Source organism: Streptomyces sp. NPDC047049, from assembly GCF_040643995.1.
GTDB lineage: Bacteria > Actinomycetota > Actinomycetes > Streptomycetales > Streptomycetaceae > Streptomyces > Streptomyces mooreae.
Window position 1 is genome coordinate 55,785 of the sequence record NZ_JBEYVM010000011.1, and the last position, 16,975, is coordinate 72,759.

General features: G+C 69.3%; 20 protein-coding genes. 11 read left to right on the forward strand and 9 right to left on the reverse strand.

Going from position 1 to position 16,975, the window contains the following annotated elements; all coding sequences use genetic code 11:
- Positions 1 to 43: 43 nt before the first annotated feature.
- The 3 genes from ABZ851_RS23435 to ABZ851_RS23445 all read right to left on the reverse strand — a co-directional run bounded on the left by ABZ851_RS23435 (position 44) and on the right by ABZ851_RS23445 (position 2,791).
- Positions 44 to 1,471: an alkaline phosphatase family protein gene (locus ABZ851_RS23435; protein ID WP_361130856.1), complete on the reverse strand. Its 1,428-nt coding sequence runs from the start codon at positions 1,469 to 1,471 to the stop codon at positions 44 to 46.
- A 214-nt stretch (positions 1,472 to 1,685) separates the two neighbouring features.
- A complete protein-coding gene (locus tag ABZ851_RS23440) occupies positions 1,686 to 2,183 on the reverse strand; it encodes a DUF4291 domain-containing protein (protein WP_361130859.1) in 498 nt (165 codons plus the stop codon).
- A complete protein-coding gene (locus ABZ851_RS23445) occupies positions 2,144 to 2,791 on the reverse strand; it encodes a hypothetical protein (RefSeq protein ID WP_361131157.1) in 648 nt (215 codons plus the stop codon). The genes ABZ851_RS23440 and ABZ851_RS23445 overlap by 40 nt, the downstream gene beginning before the upstream one ends.
- 224 nt (positions 2,792 to 3,015) lie before the next feature.
- On the opposite strand from ABZ851_RS23445, the gene ABZ851_RS23450 reads away from it, so the two are divergent.
- Entirely contained in the window at positions 3,016 to 3,936 is a 921-nt protein-coding gene (locus ABZ851_RS23450) for an aminoglycoside phosphotransferase family protein (RefSeq protein WP_361131159.1), read from the forward strand.
- Between the two features lie 6 nt (positions 3,937 to 3,942).
- On the opposite strand, the gene ABZ851_RS23455 is transcribed toward ABZ851_RS23450, so the two are convergent.
- On the reverse strand, positions 3,943 to 5,316 hold the full coding sequence (locus tag ABZ851_RS23455; RefSeq protein ID WP_361130862.1) for a sporulation protein: 1,374 nt from the start codon (positions 5,314 to 5,316) through the stop codon (positions 3,943 to 3,945).
- A gap of 235 nt (positions 5,317 to 5,551) precedes the next feature.
- Between ABZ851_RS23455 and ABZ851_RS23460 the strand changes: the two genes are divergently transcribed.
- The 5 genes from ABZ851_RS23460 (at position 5,552) to ABZ851_RS23480 (ending at position 9,002) form a co-directional block, all read left to right on the forward strand.
- A complete protein-coding gene (locus ABZ851_RS23460; protein WP_361130865.1) occupies positions 5,552 to 5,848 on the forward strand; it encodes a hypothetical protein in 297 nt (98 codons plus the stop codon).
- Positions 5,842 to 6,183, forward strand: a complete 342-nt coding sequence (locus tag ABZ851_RS23465) for a hypothetical protein (protein WP_361131162.1) — start codon at positions 5,842 to 5,844, stop codon at positions 6,181 to 6,183. The genes ABZ851_RS23460 and ABZ851_RS23465 overlap by 7 nt, the downstream gene beginning before the upstream one ends.
- Before the next feature lie 733 nt (positions 6,184 to 6,916).
- The gene (locus ABZ851_RS23470; RefSeq protein WP_361130868.1) at positions 6,917 to 7,351 is read left to right on the forward strand and encodes a hypothetical protein; all 435 of its coding nucleotides are present in this window, start codon (positions 6,917 to 6,919) and stop codon (positions 7,349 to 7,351) included.
- A gap of 569 nt (positions 7,352 to 7,920) precedes the next feature.
- Positions 7,921 to 8,640 carry a DUF6232 family protein gene (locus ABZ851_RS23475; protein WP_361130871.1) on the forward strand — a complete coding sequence of 240 codons (720 nt, stop codon included), beginning with the start codon at positions 7,921 to 7,923 and terminating at the stop codon, positions 8,638 to 8,640.
- Positions 8,640 to 9,002: a hypothetical protein gene (locus ABZ851_RS23480; protein ID WP_311626098.1), complete on the forward strand. Its 363-nt coding sequence runs from the start codon at positions 8,640 to 8,642 to the stop codon at positions 9,000 to 9,002. Before ABZ851_RS23475 ends, ABZ851_RS23480 begins: the two co-directional genes overlap by 1 nt.
- An 82-nt stretch (positions 9,003 to 9,084) precedes the next feature.
- On the opposite strand, the gene ABZ851_RS23485 is transcribed toward ABZ851_RS23480, so the two are convergent.
- Together ABZ851_RS23485 and ABZ851_RS23490 are read right to left on the reverse strand one after the other, a co-directional pair.
- A complete protein-coding gene (locus ABZ851_RS23485; RefSeq protein WP_361130874.1) occupies positions 9,085 to 9,663 on the reverse strand; it encodes a nucleoside deaminase in 579 nt (192 codons plus the stop codon).
- A 27-nt stretch (positions 9,664 to 9,690) separates the two neighbouring features.
- Positions 9,691 to 10,143 (reverse strand): PLD nuclease N-terminal domain-containing protein, encoded by a 453-nt coding sequence (locus tag ABZ851_RS23490; RefSeq protein WP_361130876.1) that lies wholly within the window; start codon positions 10,141 to 10,143, stop codon positions 9,691 to 9,693.
- Between the two features lie 87 nt (positions 10,144 to 10,230).
- On the opposite strand from ABZ851_RS23490, the gene ABZ851_RS23495 reads away from it, so the two are divergent.
- Both ABZ851_RS23495 and mqnP read left to right on the forward strand, forming a co-directional pair.
- On the forward strand, positions 10,231 to 11,685 hold the full coding sequence (locus tag ABZ851_RS23495; protein WP_361130879.1) for a menaquinone biosynthesis decarboxylase: 1,455 nt from the start codon (positions 10,231 to 10,233) through the stop codon (positions 11,683 to 11,685).
- Positions 11,682 to 12,584, forward strand: coding sequence for a menaquinone biosynthesis prenyltransferase MqnP (gene mqnP / locus ABZ851_RS23500; RefSeq protein ID WP_361130882.1), 903 nt, complete (start codon positions 11,682 to 11,684; stop codon positions 12,582 to 12,584). The genes ABZ851_RS23495 and mqnP overlap by 4 nt, the downstream gene beginning before the upstream one ends.
- Positions 12,585 to 12,603: 19 nt before the next feature.
- Here the strand turns inward: mqnP and ABZ851_RS23505 are convergent, their stop codons facing one another.
- Entirely contained in the window at positions 12,604 to 13,272 is a 669-nt protein-coding gene (locus ABZ851_RS23505) for a DUF4870 domain-containing protein (protein WP_361130885.1), read from the reverse strand.
- 119 nt (positions 13,273 to 13,391) lie between these two features.
- Positions 13,392 to 13,988: a rhomboid family intramembrane serine protease gene (locus ABZ851_RS23510; RefSeq protein WP_361130888.1), complete on the reverse strand. Its 597-nt coding sequence runs from the start codon at positions 13,986 to 13,988 to the stop codon at positions 13,392 to 13,394.
- Positions 13,989 to 14,104: 116 nt separating this feature from the next.
- On the opposite strand from ABZ851_RS23510, the gene ABZ851_RS23515 reads away from it, so the two are divergent.
- Positions 14,105 to 14,833 carry a UbiX family flavin prenyltransferase gene (locus tag ABZ851_RS23515; protein WP_361130891.1) on the forward strand — a complete coding sequence of 243 codons (729 nt, stop codon included), beginning with the start codon at positions 14,105 to 14,107 and terminating at the stop codon, positions 14,831 to 14,833.
- On the opposite strand, the gene ABZ851_RS23520 is transcribed toward ABZ851_RS23515, so the two are convergent.
- Positions 14,830 to 14,961, reverse strand: coding sequence for a hypothetical protein (locus tag ABZ851_RS23520; RefSeq protein WP_256331844.1), 132 nt, complete (start codon positions 14,959 to 14,961; stop codon positions 14,830 to 14,832). The two genes, ABZ851_RS23515 and ABZ851_RS23520, sit on opposite strands and share 4 nt — an antisense overlap.
- A gap of 128 nt (positions 14,962 to 15,089) precedes the next feature.
- Here ABZ851_RS23520 and ABZ851_RS23525 point away from each other — a divergent pair, with 128 nt between their 5' ends.
- Positions 15,090 to 15,548, forward strand: a complete 459-nt coding sequence (locus ABZ851_RS23525) for an Lrp/AsnC family transcriptional regulator (protein WP_042155701.1) — start codon at positions 15,090 to 15,092, stop codon at positions 15,546 to 15,548.
- A 246-nt stretch (positions 15,549 to 15,794) separates the two neighbouring features.
- Positions 15,795 to 16,958 (forward strand): aminofutalosine synthase MqnE, encoded by a 1,164-nt coding sequence (gene mqnE, locus ABZ851_RS23530; RefSeq protein ID WP_088798476.1) that lies wholly within the window; start codon positions 15,795 to 15,797, stop codon positions 16,956 to 16,958.
- The last annotated feature ends 17 nt before the right edge of the window (positions 16,959 to 16,975 follow it).

Below are 16,975 nucleotides of genomic sequence, written 5' to 3' on the forward strand. Positions count from 1 at the left end.
TACGGCACCGTCGTTTCCCGGGGAGAGAGGGACATCCGGCCGGCTACCGCCGCCTGCGCCGCCCCCGCTCCTGGCGCGGCGGCTGCTGCCCCGCCCCCGGCAGCGTCGGCTTCGGCAGGTTCGCCACCTCCCACTGCGCCTCGACCAGCTGCTCGGCGGTGTCACGGGGCAGCCGCGGCGGGCGGGGCGCCCGGTGCCGGAAGCCGAACGCCGAGGTCAGATCGCCGAAGGTGGCCCGTCGCCAGTCGCTGATGTTCGGCTCTTCGACACCCGTCCAGCACTCCAGGAACTGCAGCACCGAGGTGTGGTCGAAGGGATCGCCGGCGGCCCAGCCGCCCACCGTCCACGGCGAGATGATCAGACACGGCACCCGGAACCCGCCGCCGATCGGCAGCCCCCGGACGAACTCGTCCTTGGTCCCGGCCGGCGGCACCGGCGGCGGCACATGATCGAAGAGCCCGTCGTTCTCGTCGTAGTTCAGGATGAAGACGGTCTTGGCCCACAGCCTCGGGTTGGACGCGATCGCCTCGATCTTCCGCGCGACATAGTCGGCGCCGGCGGCCGGCAGATAGTCCGGGTGCTCGGACTGGTGGCTGGTCGGGATCAGCCACGACACGGCCGGCAGCCGGCCGGCCCGGGCATCGTCCTCGAACGTCCCGGCCGGCTGCGCCCGCATCCCGCGCTCGTACAGCGGCTCACCCGGCTTGGCGTCCCGGAAGGTCTGGAACTGCTCCAGCAGGTTGCAGCCGTAGTCGTCCTCCTCCTGGTAGACCTTCCAGCTGATCCCGGCCGCCTGCAGCCGCTCGGCGTAGGTCTTCCAGCGGTACGGCTTGGGCGCGGTGTTGTTCAGCACCGGACCGCCCAGCGTGCCGCCCGGGTCGAGGGTGCCGGTCATCCAGTACAGCCGGTTGGGCCAGGTCGGACCGAAGACCGAACAGAAGTAGTTGTCGCACAGCGTGAACGCCTCGGCGAGCGCGAACTGGAACGGGATGTCCGCACGCGTGTGATAGCCCATCACATACGGTCCGTTGACCCCGTCGGCCTTACGGTGCGCGGGCAGCCAGCGGTCCATCTTGCCGCCGTTCCACGCGTCGTGCTGCACCGACCAGGCATGGCTGGTGGAGGGGATGGCCTGGGCGCTGGTGGTGTGCGTGTTGAGGCGGAACGGCAGCAGATAGCCGTCCGGGTTCTCCGCGTCCGGCTGATGGAAGACGGACCGGCCGTCCGGCAGCGTCAGCGCGTCCGGGTCGGCGAAGCCACGGACGCCGCGCAGGGTGCCGAAGTAGTGGTCGAAGGACCGGTTCTCCTGCATCAGCATCACGACGTGCTCGACGTCGTGCAGCGAGCCGTGACGCGCCGGTCCGGCGGCGACGGCCTTTTGCACGCTGGGCGGCAGCAGCGACAGCGCGGCGGCGCCGCCGACCGCGCCGGCCGCCGAGCCGAGGAGTCTGCGTCGGGTCATGTCGGGCATATGTGCCACTCTCCCTGAGTCGCGTGAGCCCTCAGTGGGCCGACATGACTGTGGCGGCGGGCGAGTTTCCCGGGCAGGGGGAGGTTGCTGAACGACGCCTCAATTGGCTGTGAACGATCGAGAGTTGGCCGGGGACCCCTACGTCCCGTACGTCACCCGCACCAGTGCCCGCCGGACCGAGTGGCGGCCGGATTTACGCGTCCGGGAAGGTGTATCAGGACATGCGGCCGAGGCCCGGAGTTCCCCCGGGTGCCGGGTAGGGACGCTCCTCGGGCAGCAGCGCGGCGGCTGCCGCCATCTCCCCGGCACGCACCAGCGCATGGACCTCCCGGGCCAGCGGCGTCACATCCGTGATCGCCACCGTCCACTCATCGGCATACCGGCGCGACGCCTCCCCCGCCAGCCCCAGCTGCAGCGACCGGTACGGCAGCGCCCGCAGCCGCAGATCCCGCTCCGGATCCCACTGCACCCGCGCCGGCGCCCCCTTCAACTCCCGCCGCCAGACCGCGCGGTCAGCGTGCTCGCCCGGCTCGTAGTGCGACAGACAGGCACGCCCCAGCGCCCAGTCGAACCCACCCCGCTCGATCTCGACGGCGAGCACGGTCTCCTGGTCGGCCTTGGCGCCCCAACCGCAGCGGTACATCATCCACAGGAACGACGGCTTGATCCATGTCAAGCAGTGTTCGTAGTCCTTTCTGGTTCCGGTGCGCACTGCGAGTGACCTTGGCCCGTCTTGCGTGTCCACAGTGAAATGTCGCTGCTCGTCGCGACGGCGAGAGTCTGCCCGGAGGGGGAGAAGCCGGCTGCCCGGAATTCGGAGTAGTCCGCGTGGAAGATGTGCCACCACCGCTCGCCGTGGGGGCCGGAGTGAGGCAGCCCGCCGTCACGGGAGAGCAGGACCCGATCATTGGGCCACGCCGGGGTGACGACCTCCAGATACCAACCGTCTGCGGTGGTGGTGTGGAGTCCTCCGCCGAAGAGCCCCGCTATGTGTACCCGGCTTCCGGTGATCGGTCCCAGGCCAGGGCAGGACAAGTCCGGCGCGCTGTCGGGAGTATCGTCCTCGGGGTCGGGTTCGCGGTCCCTGGCGATCTTCTCCCCGGTGACGGCGTCGAAGAGGCCGTGACCGTCGCGTGAGACGACCATCACCAGATCGCCGCGGTCCTCGGGATGCGACGCGAAGCCGATTCCGAGGAGCCCGCCGACGGGGACAAGGGCAACGGATTGCCAGGGTTCGGGTGCAGGCACCATGGGGGCTGCGAGGAGCCGTTCCCGCATCGCCTGTTGGTAGGCGGAGAGCTTTGGTTCAAGATCTGGCATGTCGACCGGGGGCGTCTTCTCCGTTGACTTCGTCACGGCCCTCATGATCCACGCTTCGGCGCGCTTGCCCAGAGGGTTGCCCCAAGAGCGGTCGCTCGACATGCCCCGGCCCCGTCTGCCGTCACTGCCCGCGGGTACGGTCGCCTTGATGTCTGTTGCCGGCCGCTGCCTGCCTCGGCGGTCTGCGCTACCGGGTTGGCGGTGTTGAGGGAGTGGATACGGGCATGCCGTCTGATGCTGAGCGAGGCACAGGAGAGAGGTTCACGTCGGGCGCCGCTACACAGGTGTTGGCCGCGGCGTGTCAACGGGCGGGGCTCGACGGCGACGGAGCGCGCCTGATCCGCTTGGGAGAGAACGCGCTGTTCCGGCTGGCTGCTCACCCTGTGGTGGTGCGGATCGCCCGGTCGGCCGAATACCTGGACTCGGCCCGGGGCGAGGTTCAGGTGTCGCGCTGGCTGTCGCGCGAGGGCTTCCCCGTGACACGCGTGGTTGAGGACCTGGAGCAGCCCATGGTCGTCGACGGCCATCCGGTGACGTTCTGGCACCTGATCGAGGAGGGGGACCGCAAGGCAACGTACGGAGAGTTGGGCGCGGTCCTCCGGGATCTGCACTCGCTCAGCCTGCCGGACACGCTGAATCTTCCTCCGTACCCCGTCCTGGACCGGACCGACCGACGGATCAATGCGGCAGTCGACATACCGGAGGACGACCGCGCGTTCCTGCGGAAGCGCGCGTGTGAGTTGCGGGACCGTGTGGCGGACCTTCGGTTCGAGTCCGAGAAGGGGCCCGTACACGGGGACGCTCATGTGCAGAACCTGATGGTGGACCGGAACGATCAGGTGATCTTGATCGATCTGGAGCGGTTCAGCTTCGACCACCCTGAGTGGGACCTGATGGTCACCGCCACCGAGCATCACAGCCTGGGATGGCAGACCAAGGAGCAGTACGGTGCCTTCGTCGGTGCCTACGGGCGGGATCTCCGCACGTGGTCGGGCTTCTCCACCCTCCGCGCAGTGCAGGAATTCAACATGACGACATGGCTCATGCAGAACGTGTCCGAGAGCGCCGAGACGGCTGCGGAGTACGCCCGTCGTATCTCCTCGCTCCGGAACGAGGACGCACCGCGCGACTGGACCCCGGGGTGACCTCGGCTACTCGTCGTCCAGCCGGTTCATCGCGTCCCGTACCTGCCCGCTGAACTGCTGGACGGCAGGGTGCGTCCCGTACGCGGACACCTCACGCTGGAAGTCGCCCACGTACCGCTGGAACCGAGCGGACTCCAGGGCGTCCCCGGCTTCGACAGCGAGACCGGCGGTCGTCACGGCGGCGTCAAGGTCGCCGTTCAGCAGTTGGCTCTGTGCGAGCACCACGCGGCAGAACCCGAGCGTACGGGCGTATTTGGGGTCGGTGAGTTCGACAGCGCGTTCGGCGAAGCGGACGGCTTCGGCGCCCTGTCCGAGATCGCGGAAGCAGTGGCAGAACTCCCCGATCAGCTCGGCTTCGTCCATGTACGAGAGCCATTCGGGATCGTCTGCGCCCTCGGCACGCTCGAAGAACCTCTCGGCCTCGCTCATCGCGCGGGCAGCACCCTTGTGGTCCTGGGCCGTGGACAGGGCACGTGCCTCATGGGCGGAGAACAGGGCCATCGCGCGGGGCGTGGAGCCGGCCTTCCCCCCTTCCACCGACGCGCGGGCCAGCGTCAGAGCCCGGGGCACCTGGCCCAGGTAATTGGCCTGGTGGCTCATATTGGCCAGGATGCGTGCACCCATCATGCGGTCGCCCGCCACCTGGGTCAGCCGCAGCGTCGAGAGCATGTAGCGGTCGGCAAGGGCATGGTTTCCGCTGTCGTACGCGGTCCAGGCGAGAAGCTGTGACATCTCCGTTGCGGCCTGGAACAGCGCCTCGCCCACCTTGGCGCTGTAGCTGGCTCCCAGCAGGGGCAGTACGTCTTCCCGGAAGTAGTGCCGGAACGCCTTGTGCGCGTGTCCGCCGCCGAACTGGAAGTCCAGCTGCATGAAGAACCCCGCAGCGGTCCGGATCGCGGCGACGTCACGCGTGCCGACCCGTCGAGTAGCGGGGGCATCGGTGGGCATACCGTCCGGGCGGGAGACGAGCCACGAGAGGGCAGCGGACTGCACGTCGGCGTCCGGAAGCTGGGGTTCGTCCGACGGCCCGTCCTCCGGACGCCGGTGCGTAAGACCGTCAAGGGCGCTCAGCGTCTCGGCCAGCGAGTCGGCGTATCCCATGCCGACCGTGGGCGTCGGGGCCTGCGCAGCACCCGGGAATCCCAGATCTTGCGGCGTGACCCTCCGCCGTAACTTGTCGCTCAGAGCCTCGGCGACGAACACGGCTGTCTGCCGCTGGATGCCGCTGCCGTCCAACCATCGCTGAACGGCAACGTGCGTCGTCCCGAGGTGTTCACCGTGCCGCTGCGCGACCTCGCGGACTCGTCTGGCCAGTCCCTTGTTGGAGGCTCCAGCCTCCGTCATGACGGTGGCCAACTGGTGGTTGGGTTCTCTGCTCACGTTCTGCTGGCACCCCCGGCGTCACGTCAAGTGTTCATCGTGTCACACCAGATTTGGCCGTAGGGGGTTCATCGCGAACCCCCTGGAGCGAAATCTTGAACCCCTCGTGTGCACATGAACCCCCGCATGAACGCTGCCTCTTGGCCAAAGACGGTCGTTGACTGTCGAGACAAGACACCCCGGCGGTGCGTGACGGCACCCCGGGGCATGGCCAACCTGATGGAAGCAGGTCGACATGCGGAACCATATCGCCAGGGCTTTCGAGTTGCTGCTGAAAGTCTTACTGCCCGCTCCGGGGCACCACCGCGCGGTGGGGACGAGCCCAGTGGTGGGCTGCGTGGACACGCCGACGATCAGTTTCAGTGTGCCGCGGGTCCCTGACCCGCACCTCTGGGGCCCGATCCGCGGTGAGGACGTTCAGCTCGTCCGCCCCTACCTCGTTGCCCACGAGCAGCAGGTGCAGCGCCGGGCCGAGCCGGGCTGCTACGCCGGTTCACTGTGCGACTCGCAGTGGATGGCGGTGACATTGTGAGCGCCAATCCGCGCCTCCTCCCGTGGCCCGGTCCGGCCGGACAGCGCTCGTACCTGGCGACCGACGACGGCAATAGTCCGCTCTCACAGCTCGCCGACGAAATGGAAGAGGTCCAGCTCCAGACGGGCGCCGAACTGCTCGACCACGCGGCGAAGATGCTCGAAAACCAGAAGGCCAACGCCCTGGAACTCCGATTCCTGAGTGCCCGGTTGTGTGAGGCACTTCGGGACGCGCTGAGGGTGGCTGAGAGCAGAGGCGAACGACTGCCCGAACCCGGTGACGAGGATGCCGAACGGCGGGGGCTGCCGACGTCTGCGAGCGGGACAAGCGGATGAGCCGGACCGCACGGGAGACACCGGGATGGGAGATCACGCCGGTAGCGAGCAAGTCAGTGAACCGTGGACCGGACGGACGGATGGCGTTGACGCTCCAGATCACCCGCCATGGAGGCCTTGTCGCAACCGCTCCGCTGCGGCTGACCGTAGCTGAGGCGGAGCGGGTCCATGCTGCGCTCTGTCATGCGCTCGACCAAGAGCCCGTGCCCGACGATGCGCCGGAGTGCCGCAAGCCGATCCAGTACCCCGGCCGCCGACAACGCTTCTGACCCCTGCCGGCTTGCGACCGGCCAGAGGCGCCACGCGCAACAACCGCAGACATGACGCCGGACCACCCCTCAAACCCTGGCAGGCGCGGGGTGGTCCGGCAGGGGATCGCTCCCAAACGATCACGAACCCTGGTGCCGATGGTACCGGGGCCCTCGTGGGCTCTGACCTGGGGTTTTGATGCTGGCCGCTGAGCCTCGTCCGTCTGCCACTGTCGATCACCGCTGGTCGCCCTCGGGCACCCTCGCACGGCCCAGGGAAGGCCCGGAGCTGATCACGAGGGACCGGCTGGTTGATCGACGGCGGCCTGCATCACCCGTCTGCACTGCGTGGATCGACAGCGAGCGGTTGCCCGCTGAGGCTCGGAGTGACACGGGGGCCGTGCGTTGCCTGTTCAGGAGCCAGCCAGAGGTGACTGTGGCACGACAGGTTCCGCAGCCCTGAAAGAAGGAGAAGGTGCCTTCACATGTCACACCGCACTGCCATGGTGCCGGAAGCCACCTGGGTGGCCCGGTGGGCGGGATCTCTGCTGTGCCTTGTGGTGGCCGGTATCCACGTTGTGGACCAAGGCGGCATCACGGCAACGAGGGACCCCTCTTACATAGGCATCGCCTACCACGTCCTGGAGATCGCGGCTGTGGTCGCGGCGGTACTGCTTCTCCTCGGCCTCATACGAATGGGATGGCTGCTGGCGGTCGGGGTCGCCCTCGGCCCCCTGGTGGGCTACATCCTCTCCAGATGGTCAGGGCTGCCCGACTACAGCGATGACATCGGCAATTGGACAGAGCCGCTTGGGTTGGTCAGCCTGGCCGTCGAAGGAGCCCTGCTCCTGTTGTCGGTGCCGCTCTTCGTGCGGAGCTTGCGCCCGGAACCAAGAGCTTCCGGAAGCATCGGAGACTAGTTTGGAAGATCGCGTATGCGGATGCCGTCTGACCTGGTGAGACGCTGACCTGTGCGTTCCTGGGGCGCTCACCGGCGTTCCCTGCCGCTTGCTGCCGGATCGGGCACGTAGGGGACACGTGCGGCCTTGTGCCGCGCCTGCGCCCCGGAACCCCCAGCGCGGGGGAGTACGCCTGATAGACGGTGATGGTCGTGTCGGTGTGGAGGGCGCGGATGCGGCGGGGCGGTCCGGTGGGGCGGGCAGAGGAGTGCGCGGTCTCTGCGGGGGCGCCAGGGCTTCGGGGGTGGTGCGCATGGCTGGTCATCCGGGCGGAGGGCGGGGGGTGCGGGCCAGTGAATTGCGGGGCGGGGGAGCGTCGGGGGCTTCTGGACAACAAACGAAGGCCCAGGCCTTTGACCTGGGGCTTCGTCGTGGAGTGGGGGCGGTCGCACGGACCGTCGTGTGACGCCATGCGACGGGTCATCAACACCCGTCTGTGGTAACACTTTTCCTGAGGGACGTGATTGCGTCGGTGAGACGCGTTGAGGTGAACGGCCTTCACCCGGCAAGGCTGAACAAGGGGGAATCGCGTGACGTCAGCAGATCCGGAGGGGCAGGCGTGGAATACGTCTGCCGACGCCGAAACCACACCCGGGGGCTCGCCGCCGCCTCCGGTCCCGCCGCAGCCGCCGGCTGCCCCGCCGCCCGCTGCCGACGTGTATCCCGATGTGCCGCCGGCGGCCCCGGCGCGGCCGGCCATGGGGGTCAGCCTGCGGGTCAGCAGGCGGCTGCTCTGGGTCGGTGAGGCCTACTACCCGCTGCACAACATCGCCCGGGTGCACACGCTCACCATCCACCCCCGGCGCAAGGACGCCGTCCTGCTCTTCGTGAAGCGGCTGCTGATCATCGGGGTGGTGGTGACGCTCCTCGGCCTGCTCGCCGGTCTGATCGACTCGTCCAGCGGATTCGGAAGCAGCGACAGCGGCGGTTCCCCCGGGCTCACCGCGCTCGTGGTGATCATCGCGCTCGGGTCGCTGATCTATTGCCTCGTGGAGATGCTGAAGGTACTCGGCGCGCCGTCACACTACGTCCTGGCCGTCGAGACGTCCGGCCCCTCGACCGCCGTGGTGACCAGTCCCGACCAGGCCCAATTGAGGCGGCTCGCCCAGCAGATCGCCGATGCGATCGAGAACCCGAAGGCGGAGTTCGAGGTGCGGGTGGACACCATCACGATCAGCCCCAAGCACTATTACTTCGGAGACAACGTCAACATGTACGGCGGCACCGGCAACGTAGGGATGGCGGGCTGATGAGCGGCGGAGACCAGCACTACTACTTCGGCAGCGGCGACCACGTCACCATGCACGGTGGCTCCGGCAACGTCGGCATCGACAAGCGTGTCACTCCGGCTCAGGAGCTGCCCCCGGCGGTCCAGGAGGCCCTTCGCGAGCTCCTGGTCCTGGCCCGGGACCTGCGCGCGCAGGTCCCGCCGGTCAGCGCCGACGCCCTCGACACCGCGCTGCCTGCGCTCCGCGTCGAGTCGGACGTACCACCGCAGGAGCGGCACCGCGCCCTGCTCGCCGTCGCGGGCATCGCCGCGACCGCGGGCACGCTCGGCACGCCGATCGTCGAGGTCATCAACAAGATCCTCGAACTCATGGGAGCGAAGTGAGTCCCCGGGGGTGACGGTGCCGGTGCCGGTAGGGGGCCCGCCCGTGCCGGCCTGCGTGCCCGGAGGACTTGCCCTCGGCTGCTCACTCCCCCCCGATGTCCTCCCGCCACAACTCCGGCCGTTCCCCGATGAAGTCCCGCATCATGGCCGCGCACTCGGGGTCGTCCAGCAGCACGATGCGGACGCCGTGCCGGGCCAGCCAGTCGTGGCCGCCGTGGAAGGTGCGGGCCTCGCCGATGACGACGCGGGAGATGCCGAACTGGCGGACCAGGCCGCTGCAGTACCAGCAGGGGGAGAGGGTGGTGACCATGGTCGTGCCGCGGTAGCCGGGCCGGCGGCCGGCCGCGCGGAAGGCCGCGGTCTCGGCGTGCAGGGTGGGGTCGTCGTCCTGGACGCGGCGGTTGTGGCCGCGGCCGAGGAGGGTGCCGTCCGGGCCGTAGAGGGCCGCGCCGATCGGGATGCCGCCCTCGGCGAGACCGGTGCGGGCCTCGGCGAGCGCCGTTGCCAGCATGGCGCGGGCCTGTTCCTGTACATGGGCGGGGTGGCCGGCCGGGTCGCCGTGGCCGCCGCTGTGGCCGCCGAGGTGCCCGTCGACGTGGCCGTGCGGGCCGAGCTCGTCGCGGTCCCGGCCCCCGTCCTGCGTACGGTCCATACGGTCCATGCCGTCACCGTACGCCGGGCCGCACGCTCAGGGAGTCTCTTCGGGGCCGTTGGCGGTACCGCCGTTGGCCGTACCGCCGTTCGCCGTACCCCCGTCCGCGGTGCCACCGCTCTTGCGCCGCAGCTCCTCCTCGCGGCGGCGCAGGTCCGCCTCCCAGTCCTTGAGCAGCGCCTCGTCCTTCTTGTTCTCGTGCTGGAGGGAGCGAAGGAACTCGGGGTTGTCGTCGGGCGCGACGAACTTCGTGCGGTGGTTGCGGTGCCAGGCGGAGGGCGTGGAGCCGCCGTCCGCCGCCGGCTGCCGCTGCTTGCCCGCCACCAGCCAGGCGACCGGGCCGACCAGCACCTCGCCGAAGAGCAGGATGATGATCACCCAGATCACCTTGGGCAGTCCGCGCACCTGGGACTCGGGGGTGTTCAGGCAGTCGATGAACGCGTAGATCCACAGTGCGAGCACCAGGAGGAACGGCAGATACCTGAGCATTGCGGACGAGCCCCCTGCACACGACGGCGGGCCCGCGGCGGGGCCCGGTGACCCGTCCAGGGTAGTGCGTACCCGATACTGGAGGGCATGGCTTACGACGATCTTCGCTCGTTCCTGCGTGCACTGGAGCGGGAGGGTGACCTGAGGCGCATCAAGGCCGAGGTCGACCCGTATCTGGAAGTCGGCGAGATCGTGGACCGGGTGCAGAAGTCCGGCGGCCCGGCGCTGCTCTTCGAGAACGTCAAGGGCTCGGCGATGCCGCTCGCCATGAACGTCTACGGCACCGACCGCCGGCTGCTCAAGGCGCTGGGCCTGAAGGCCTACGAGGACATCAGCGGCAAGATCGGCGGACTGCTCAAGCCGGAGCTGCCGCAGGGCTTCGTCGGCGTACGCGAGGCGTTCGGGAAGCTCGCGGGCATGGCGCACGTACCGCCCAAGAAGATCAAGGAAGCGCCCGTCCAGGAGGTGGTGCTCCGGGGCGACGACGTCGATCTCGACCAGCTCCCGGCGCTGTTCACCTGGCCCGAGGACGGCGGCTCGTTCTTCAACCTGGGGCTGACGCACACCAAGCACCCGGAGACCGGGGTGCGCAACCTCGGTCTGTACCGCCTGCAGCGTCACGACAAGCGCACCATCGGCATGCACTGGCAGATCCACAAGGACAGCCGCAACCACTACCAGGTCGCCGCCAAGCGCGGGGAGAAGCTGCCGGTCGCCATCGCCTTCGGCTGCCCGCCGGCCGTGACGTATGCCTCGACCGCGCCGCTGCCCGGCGACATCGACGAGTACCTTTTCGCGGGCTTCCTCCAGGGCAAGCGGATCGAGATGGTCGACTGCAAGACCGTGCCGCTGCAGGTCCCGGCGCACGCCGAGGTCGTCATCGAGGGCTGGCTGGAGCCCGGCGAGATGCTGCCCGAGGGCCCGTTCGGCGACCACACCGGCTTCTACACGCCGCAGGAGCCGTTCCCGGCGCTGACCATCGACTGTGTGACGATGCGTAAGCGGCCGCTGCTCCAGTCGATCGTCGTGGGGCGCCCGCCGACGGAGGACGGGCCGCTGGGCCGGGCGACGGAGCGGTTCTTCCTGCCGCTGCTGAAGATCATCGTCCCGGACATCGTGGACTACCACCTGCCGGAGTCCGGCGGCTTCCACAACTGTGCGATCGTCTCGATCGACAAGAAGTACCCCAAACACGCCCAGAAGGTCATGCACGCCATCTGGGGCGCGCACATGATGTCGCTGACCAAGCTGATCGTGGTCGTGGACGCGGACTGCGATGTCCACAACCTTCACGAGGTCTCCTGGCGGGCGCTCGGCAACACCGACTACGCCCGCGACCTCACCGTCGTCGAAGGCCCCGTCGACCATCTCGACCACGCCTCCTACCAGCAGTTCTGGGGCGGCAAGGCGGGGATCGACGCGACGGAGAAGTGGCCCGAGGAGGGCTATACGCGCGACGGCGGCTGGCCGCACATGGTCGAGTCCGACCCGCGGACGGCGGCGATGGTCGACCGCCGCTGGAAGGAGTACGGACTCTCATGAGCAGTGCATCCGCCGCGGTCCCGCAGCCGGGCCGCACCAAGGCCTTCCTGCGCCTGGTGATGATCGAGCACTCGGTCTTCGCGCTGCCCTTCGCCTACATCGCGTCCCTGACCGCGATGTACGAGTGGGACCGGCACATCCACTGGGCGCGGCTCTTCCTCGTCACCCTCGCCATGGTCGGGCTGCGTACGTTCGCGATGGCCGCGAACCGGATCATCGACCGCGAGATCGACGCCCGGAACCCGCGCACCGCACACCGCGAACTGGTCACCGGCGCGGTGTCGGTGAAGTCGGCGTGGACGGGCGCGGTGATCGCGCTCGTCGTCTTCCTGGGCGCGGCGGCGCTGCTGAACCCGCTGTGCCTGGCGCTGGCGCCGCTCGCGGTGGTGCCGATGGTGGTCTATCCGTACGGCAAGCGGTTCACGGACTTCCCGCAGGCGATCCTCGGCCTGGCCCAGGCGATGGGGCCGATCGGCGCCTGGCTCGCGATCACCGGGTCCTGGTCCTGGGACGCGGTGATCCTCGGCCTCGCGGTCGGCATCTGGATCGGCGGCTTCGACCTGATCTACGCCTGCCAGGACGTGGAGACGGACCGTGAGGTCGGCGTGAAGTCGGTGCCGGCCCGCTTCGGCATCCCGGCCGCGATCCGGGGCGCCCGCGGCTGCCACCTCGTCACGACGGCGCTCTTCGTCTGGTACGCGCTGGCAACCGGGGCGGGCGTGTTCTTCTGGCTGGGCCTGGTGATCGTGGCGGCGGCCTTCCTGTACGAGCACACGATCGTGAAGCCGCACGACCTGACCCGGCTGAACCGGGCGTTCTTCCAGGTCAACGGCTTCATCGGGATTGCGCTCTTCGTGTGCGCGCTGCTGGATCTGCTGGTGCGGGGGCTGACGGTGTGACGGCTTCGGGCCGGTTCTCTCAGCCCTTGCTCAGCGGCCAGGCGATCAGCCGCGGATAGGTCCACAGCTCACCGCGGTTCGCCTTCACCGTGCCGATGATCGCGCAGACGATGCCGGCCAGGGCGTAGCCGCCGAAGATGACGATCAGGGTCAGCAGCGGGACCGCCAGGCCGGAGCTGTTGCGCTGGGCGTCCGTTTCGGCGGCCGCGGCGAAGATGACGGCGCTGGAGAAGTAGAGCACCGTGCCGAGCGCCGCCATGACGGCCTGGGTGATGCCGAAGTTCATGGCCTGGGTGGCGTGGTGGCGGACGTACGGGTCGTGTTTGTGGCGGTCGTTGCTGCGGACGGACAGCGGGAAGATCCAGCCGAGGAGGGCGCCCAGCCCGCAGCACATCGTCGAGCCCACGGTCACGGTCAGCAGCGTGCCGAGGTGGGCCCACATGGCGGGGCCGGTCGAGGGCGCGGGGGGCGGGGTGCCGGGGCCGTAACCGGGTCCTGGCGGCTGCTGTTGGGCGCCGGGGTAGCCGTAGCTTCCGGGCCCGTGCCAGCCCTGCTGCGGCGCCCCGTACCCCTGCTGCGGCGTCCCGTACGGATCCTGTGGGGTCCCGTACCCCTGCTGTGGTGCCCCGTACGGCTGCTGTGGTCCGCCGGCCGGAGGGCCGTAGCCGGGCTGGTGGTAGTCGGACATGGTCTGCTCACCCCGTATGTACTGCGTATCGCGGCCGCCTGCAGCGCGCCGCGCCGTGCCACGGCGCCGTGCGTGCTGCGAGGCCGTGCGCGCGCCCGTGAATCCCGTTCATGACGAGGCTACGTGACGGGTCGGACACCGGCCCCGGCAAGGTCGTCGCCGCGAAGGCGCTCCCGGAAGACGAAGGCCGCCAGCACCCCGCCGATCAGCCCGAACAGATGCCCCTGCCAGCTGATCCCGTTGTCGGACGGCAGCGCGCCCCACAGGATCGAGCCGTAGAGCACACCGATGACCAGGCCGATGCCGATGTCGAGGGCGCTGCGTTCGATGAAGCCGCGTACCAGCAGATAGCCGAAGAGGCCGAAGACGACGCCCGAGGCGCCCGCGGTGTTGCTGTCCGGCGCGGCGGTGAGCCATACGCCCAGCCCGCTGGCGAGGATGATCAGCAGGACGACCGCGAGCAGGCGGCGCACCCCGCTGCGCAGCGCGGCGACGAAGCCGAGCAGCAGCAACGGCAGGGTGTTCGCGGCGAGATGGGCGAAACCGAAGTGCAGGAAGGCGGCGGGCACCACATCGAGGAGTTCGGCGGGCTCGCGCGGCTGGATGCCGAAGGTGTCCAGGCTGCCGCCGGTGGCGACGTCGACGCCCTCCAGCAGCCACAGCAGTGCGACCCAGCCCAGCATCAGGCAGAGCGCGGGCTTCGCGCGTGATCTCATCTCCGGCCGTCCCTTCTCGTCCCCCGGTGGGGCGGCCCTCGGCGGGGCCGCGCGCGGGGCGCACAGGTAAGAACGGCCGTGGTGGGGTCCGCGGTTCCGCCGGATAGGCTCGATGCGTGGAGCCGCCGCACAACGACACCAGTAAGCAGGGCCCCGGCCGACGCCGTCCGTGGGTCGTGGGGATTTCCGGCGCGTCCGGGACGCCGTACGCGGCGTCCGTATTGCGCGGGCTGCTCGCCGCCGGGGAGGCGGTGGATCTGATCGTCAGCCGGGCGTCGCGGCTGACTCTGCTGGACGAGACCGGCATCGCCTTCCGGGATGCCCACTGGCGCGTCGACCTGCGGGAATGGCTGGCGCGCGGGGCGGACGGCAAACCGTCGACGTTTCCGGTGACGGAGGCGGACCTGGCGGATGTGCGGTACTGGCCGGCCGGGGATCTGGCGGCCGGGCCCTCGTCGGGTTCGTATCCGGTGAAGGGGATGCTGATCGTCCCGGCGAGCACGGCGTGTGTGGCCGGGGTGGCGCTCGGGCTCTCGAAGGATCTGCTGCAGCGGGTGGCGAGCGTGACGCTCAAGGAGCGGCGGCGGCTGGTGGTCGCGGTGCGCGAGACCCCGCTGAACGGTCCGACGCTCAAGCATCTGGTGACGCTGGACGAGGCGGGCGCCGTGGTGCTGCCCGCCTCACCGGCGTTCTATGCGGGGGCGACGCACATCCAGGATCTGGTGGACTTCGTCGCCGGCCGGGCGCTCGATGCGGCCGAGGTGCCGCACGGGCTCTACCGGCGCTGGGAGGGGGAGCTGCGGGGCGGCTCCAAGGAAGCGGAGGAGGCCCCGGACGCCGGCTAGCGCTTCTTCGCTGCGGCGGCGCGGCCGAAGAGGCGGGTCCGCGGTGCCGCGGCCCGGTGGGCACGTGAACGATTGGCCTGGTCCTGCAGCTCACGCATGCGGGCGTAGGCCATCTCGATCGAGTACACGGTGACAACTCCTGAGATCGTCTGTGATTGTCGCGATTGGCTGAAAGATTCACAGGGTTAAGGCCCTGTATGCCTTAGATTCTACATGCAGAACCCGAATATGCGTAAAGATTGGAAGGCTTGAGGGCATGGACGCGGTGGACAGGCAGCTCATCCAGGCACTTCGCGAGAACGGCCGGGCCTCGTACGCGGAGCTCGGCCGGCTCGTCGGCCTCTCCGGGCCCAGCGTCACGGACCGGATCAACCGCCTCGAAGCGGCGGGTGTGATCACCGGCTACCGCGCGACGGTGGACGCCGCCTCGCTCGGCCTCGGCGTCACGGCGCTGGTGGGCATCTCGCTGTCGGACGCCACCGACCACGAGGACGTCGCGCAGCGGCTGCGCGACCTCGAGGAGATCGAGGACTGCTGGTTCATCGCCGGCGACGACTCGTACATGCTCAAGGTGCGGGTGGGGGACGTCGACGGGCTGGAGCGCACCATCCGGCGGCTGTCCGGCACCAAGGGTGTCTCCCGTACGCGCACCACGATCGTGCTCTCCACCAAATGGGAGAACCGCGTCGGCCAGCTGCCCGAAGAGGCGGAGTAGGGCGCGCGGGGCGGACAAGCCCGGTCAGCCCGGTCAGCCGGGGAGGACGAGCAGGCCCCGCCGGGCGGCGCGAGCAGGCCCGCCGGGCGCCGGGCGGCGCCCGGGAGCGGACGGGCGCGCCAAGGGGCCCCCGTCCGCCCCTGCCATGGGGGAGTACGCTCGTCGGAGCCCGTTTCCGGCTCCGGACAGGCACCGGAACGGCACCGAATACGGCAGAGACTGGGAGGCGACCGGATGGCTGCGTCGATGGATGTGGGCCTCAAGCGTGAGCTGGAGGCGAAGGTCCACGCCGGGGAGCGGCTGACCCGCGAGGACGGTATCGCCCTCTACGAGTCCGACGACCTGGCGTGGCTGGGCGGCCTCGCCCATGAGGTGCGTACGCGCAAGAACGGCGACGTCGTCCACTTCAACGTCAACCGCCACCTCAACATGACGAATGTGTGCACCGCGTCGTGCGCCTACTGCTCCTTCCAGCGCAAGCCGGGCGAGAAGGACGCGTACACGATGCGCATCGAGGAGGCCGTCCGCCTCGCCAAGGCGATGGAGAACGACAACCTCACCGAGCTGCACATCGTCAACGGGCTCCACCCCAACCTGCCGTGGCGCTACTACCCGCGCTCGCTCAGCGAGCTGAAGAAGGCCCTGCCGAACGTCTCCCTCAAGGCCTTCACCGCCACCGAGATCCACCACTTCGAGACCATCTCGGGCCTGACCGCCTCCGAGATCCTCGACGAGCTGATCGACGCCGGCCTGGAGTCGCTGACCGGCGGCGGCGCCGAGATCTTCGACTGGGAGGTCCGGCAGCACATCGTCGACCACCGCACCCACTGGGAGGACTGGTCGCGGATCCACCGCCTCGCCCACGAGAAGGGCCTCAAGACCCCCTCGACGATGCTCTACGGGCACATCGAGGAGCCGCGCCACCGCGTCGACCACGTCCTGCGGCTGCGTGAGCTCCAGGACGAGACCGGCGGCTTCCAGGTCTTCATCCCGCTGCGCTACCAGCACGACTTCGTGGACATGCAGGACGGCAAGGTCCGCAACAAGCTCCAGGCCCGTACGACCATGGCGACCGGCGCCGAGGCCCTGAAGACCTTCGCGGTCTCCCGCCTCCTCTTCGACAACGTCCCGCACGTGAAGTGCTTCTGGGTGATGCACGGCCTGCAGACCACCCAGCTCGCGCTGCAGCACGGCGCGGACGACATGGACGGCTCGGTCGTCGAGTACAAGATCACGCACGATGCGGACAACTACGGCACGCCCAACAAGCTGACCCGTGAGGACCTGCTCGACCTGATCCGTGACGCCGGCTTCCGCCCCGTCGAGCGCAACACCCGCTACGAGGCGATCCGCGAGTACCCGGGCCCCGACCCGGACCGCCGCGAGTCCCCGCAGCCGATGCGGGTCTGACCTGCGCGGAAGCGCTG

Excerpts from the sequence above, each read along its gene's own strand:
- ABZ851_RS23495 (WP_361130879.1), top strand. The coding sequence starts at position 10,231 with ATGGCTTACGACGATCTTCGCTCGTTCCTGCGTGCACTGGAGCGGGAG.
- ABZ851_RS23525 (WP_042155701.1), top strand. The coding sequence starts at position 15,090 with ATGGACGCGGTGGACAGGCAGCTCATCCAGGCACTTCGCGAGAACGGC.
- ABZ851_RS23505 (WP_361130885.1), bottom strand. The coding sequence starts at position 13,272 with ATGTCCGACTACCACCAGCCCGGCTACGGCCCTCCGGCCGGCGGACCA.
- ABZ851_RS23480 (WP_311626098.1), top strand. The coding sequence starts at position 8,640 with ATGAGCGGCGGAGACCAGCACTACTACTTCGGCAGCGGCGACCACGTC.
- ABZ851_RS23460 (WP_361130865.1), top strand. The coding sequence starts at position 5,552 with ATGCGGAACCATATCGCCAGGGCTTTCGAGTTGCTGCTGAAAGTCTTA.
- ABZ851_RS23485 (WP_361130874.1), bottom strand. The coding sequence starts at position 9,663 with ATGGACCGTATGGACCGTACGCAGGACGGGGGCCGGGACCGCGACGAG.
- ABZ851_RS23445 (WP_361131157.1), bottom strand. The coding sequence starts at position 2,791 with ATGCCAGATCTTGAACCAAAGCTCTCCGCCTACCAACAGGCGATGCGG.
- ABZ851_RS23490 (WP_361130876.1), bottom strand. The coding sequence starts at position 10,143 with ATGCTCAGGTATCTGCCGTTCCTCCTGGTGCTCGCACTGTGGATCTAC.
- ABZ851_RS23470 (WP_361130868.1), top strand. The coding sequence starts at position 6,917 with ATGTCACACCGCACTGCCATGGTGCCGGAAGCCACCTGGGTGGCCCGG.
- ABZ851_RS23435 (WP_361130856.1), bottom strand. The coding sequence starts at position 1,471 with ATGCCCGACATGACCCGACGCAGACTCCTCGGCTCGGCGGCCGGCGCG.
- ABZ851_RS23510 (WP_361130888.1), bottom strand. The coding sequence starts at position 13,988 with ATGAGATCACGCGCGAAGCCCGCGCTCTGCCTGATGCTGGGCTGGGTC.
- mqnP (WP_361130882.1), top strand. The coding sequence starts at position 11,682 with ATGAGCAGTGCATCCGCCGCGGTCCCGCAGCCGGGCCGCACCAAGGCC.
- ABZ851_RS23450 (WP_361131159.1), top strand. The coding sequence starts at position 3,016 with ATGCCGTCTGATGCTGAGCGAGGCACAGGAGAGAGGTTCACGTCGGGC.
- mqnE (WP_088798476.1), top strand. The coding sequence starts at position 15,795 with ATGGATGTGGGCCTCAAGCGTGAGCTGGAGGCGAAGGTCCACGCCGGG.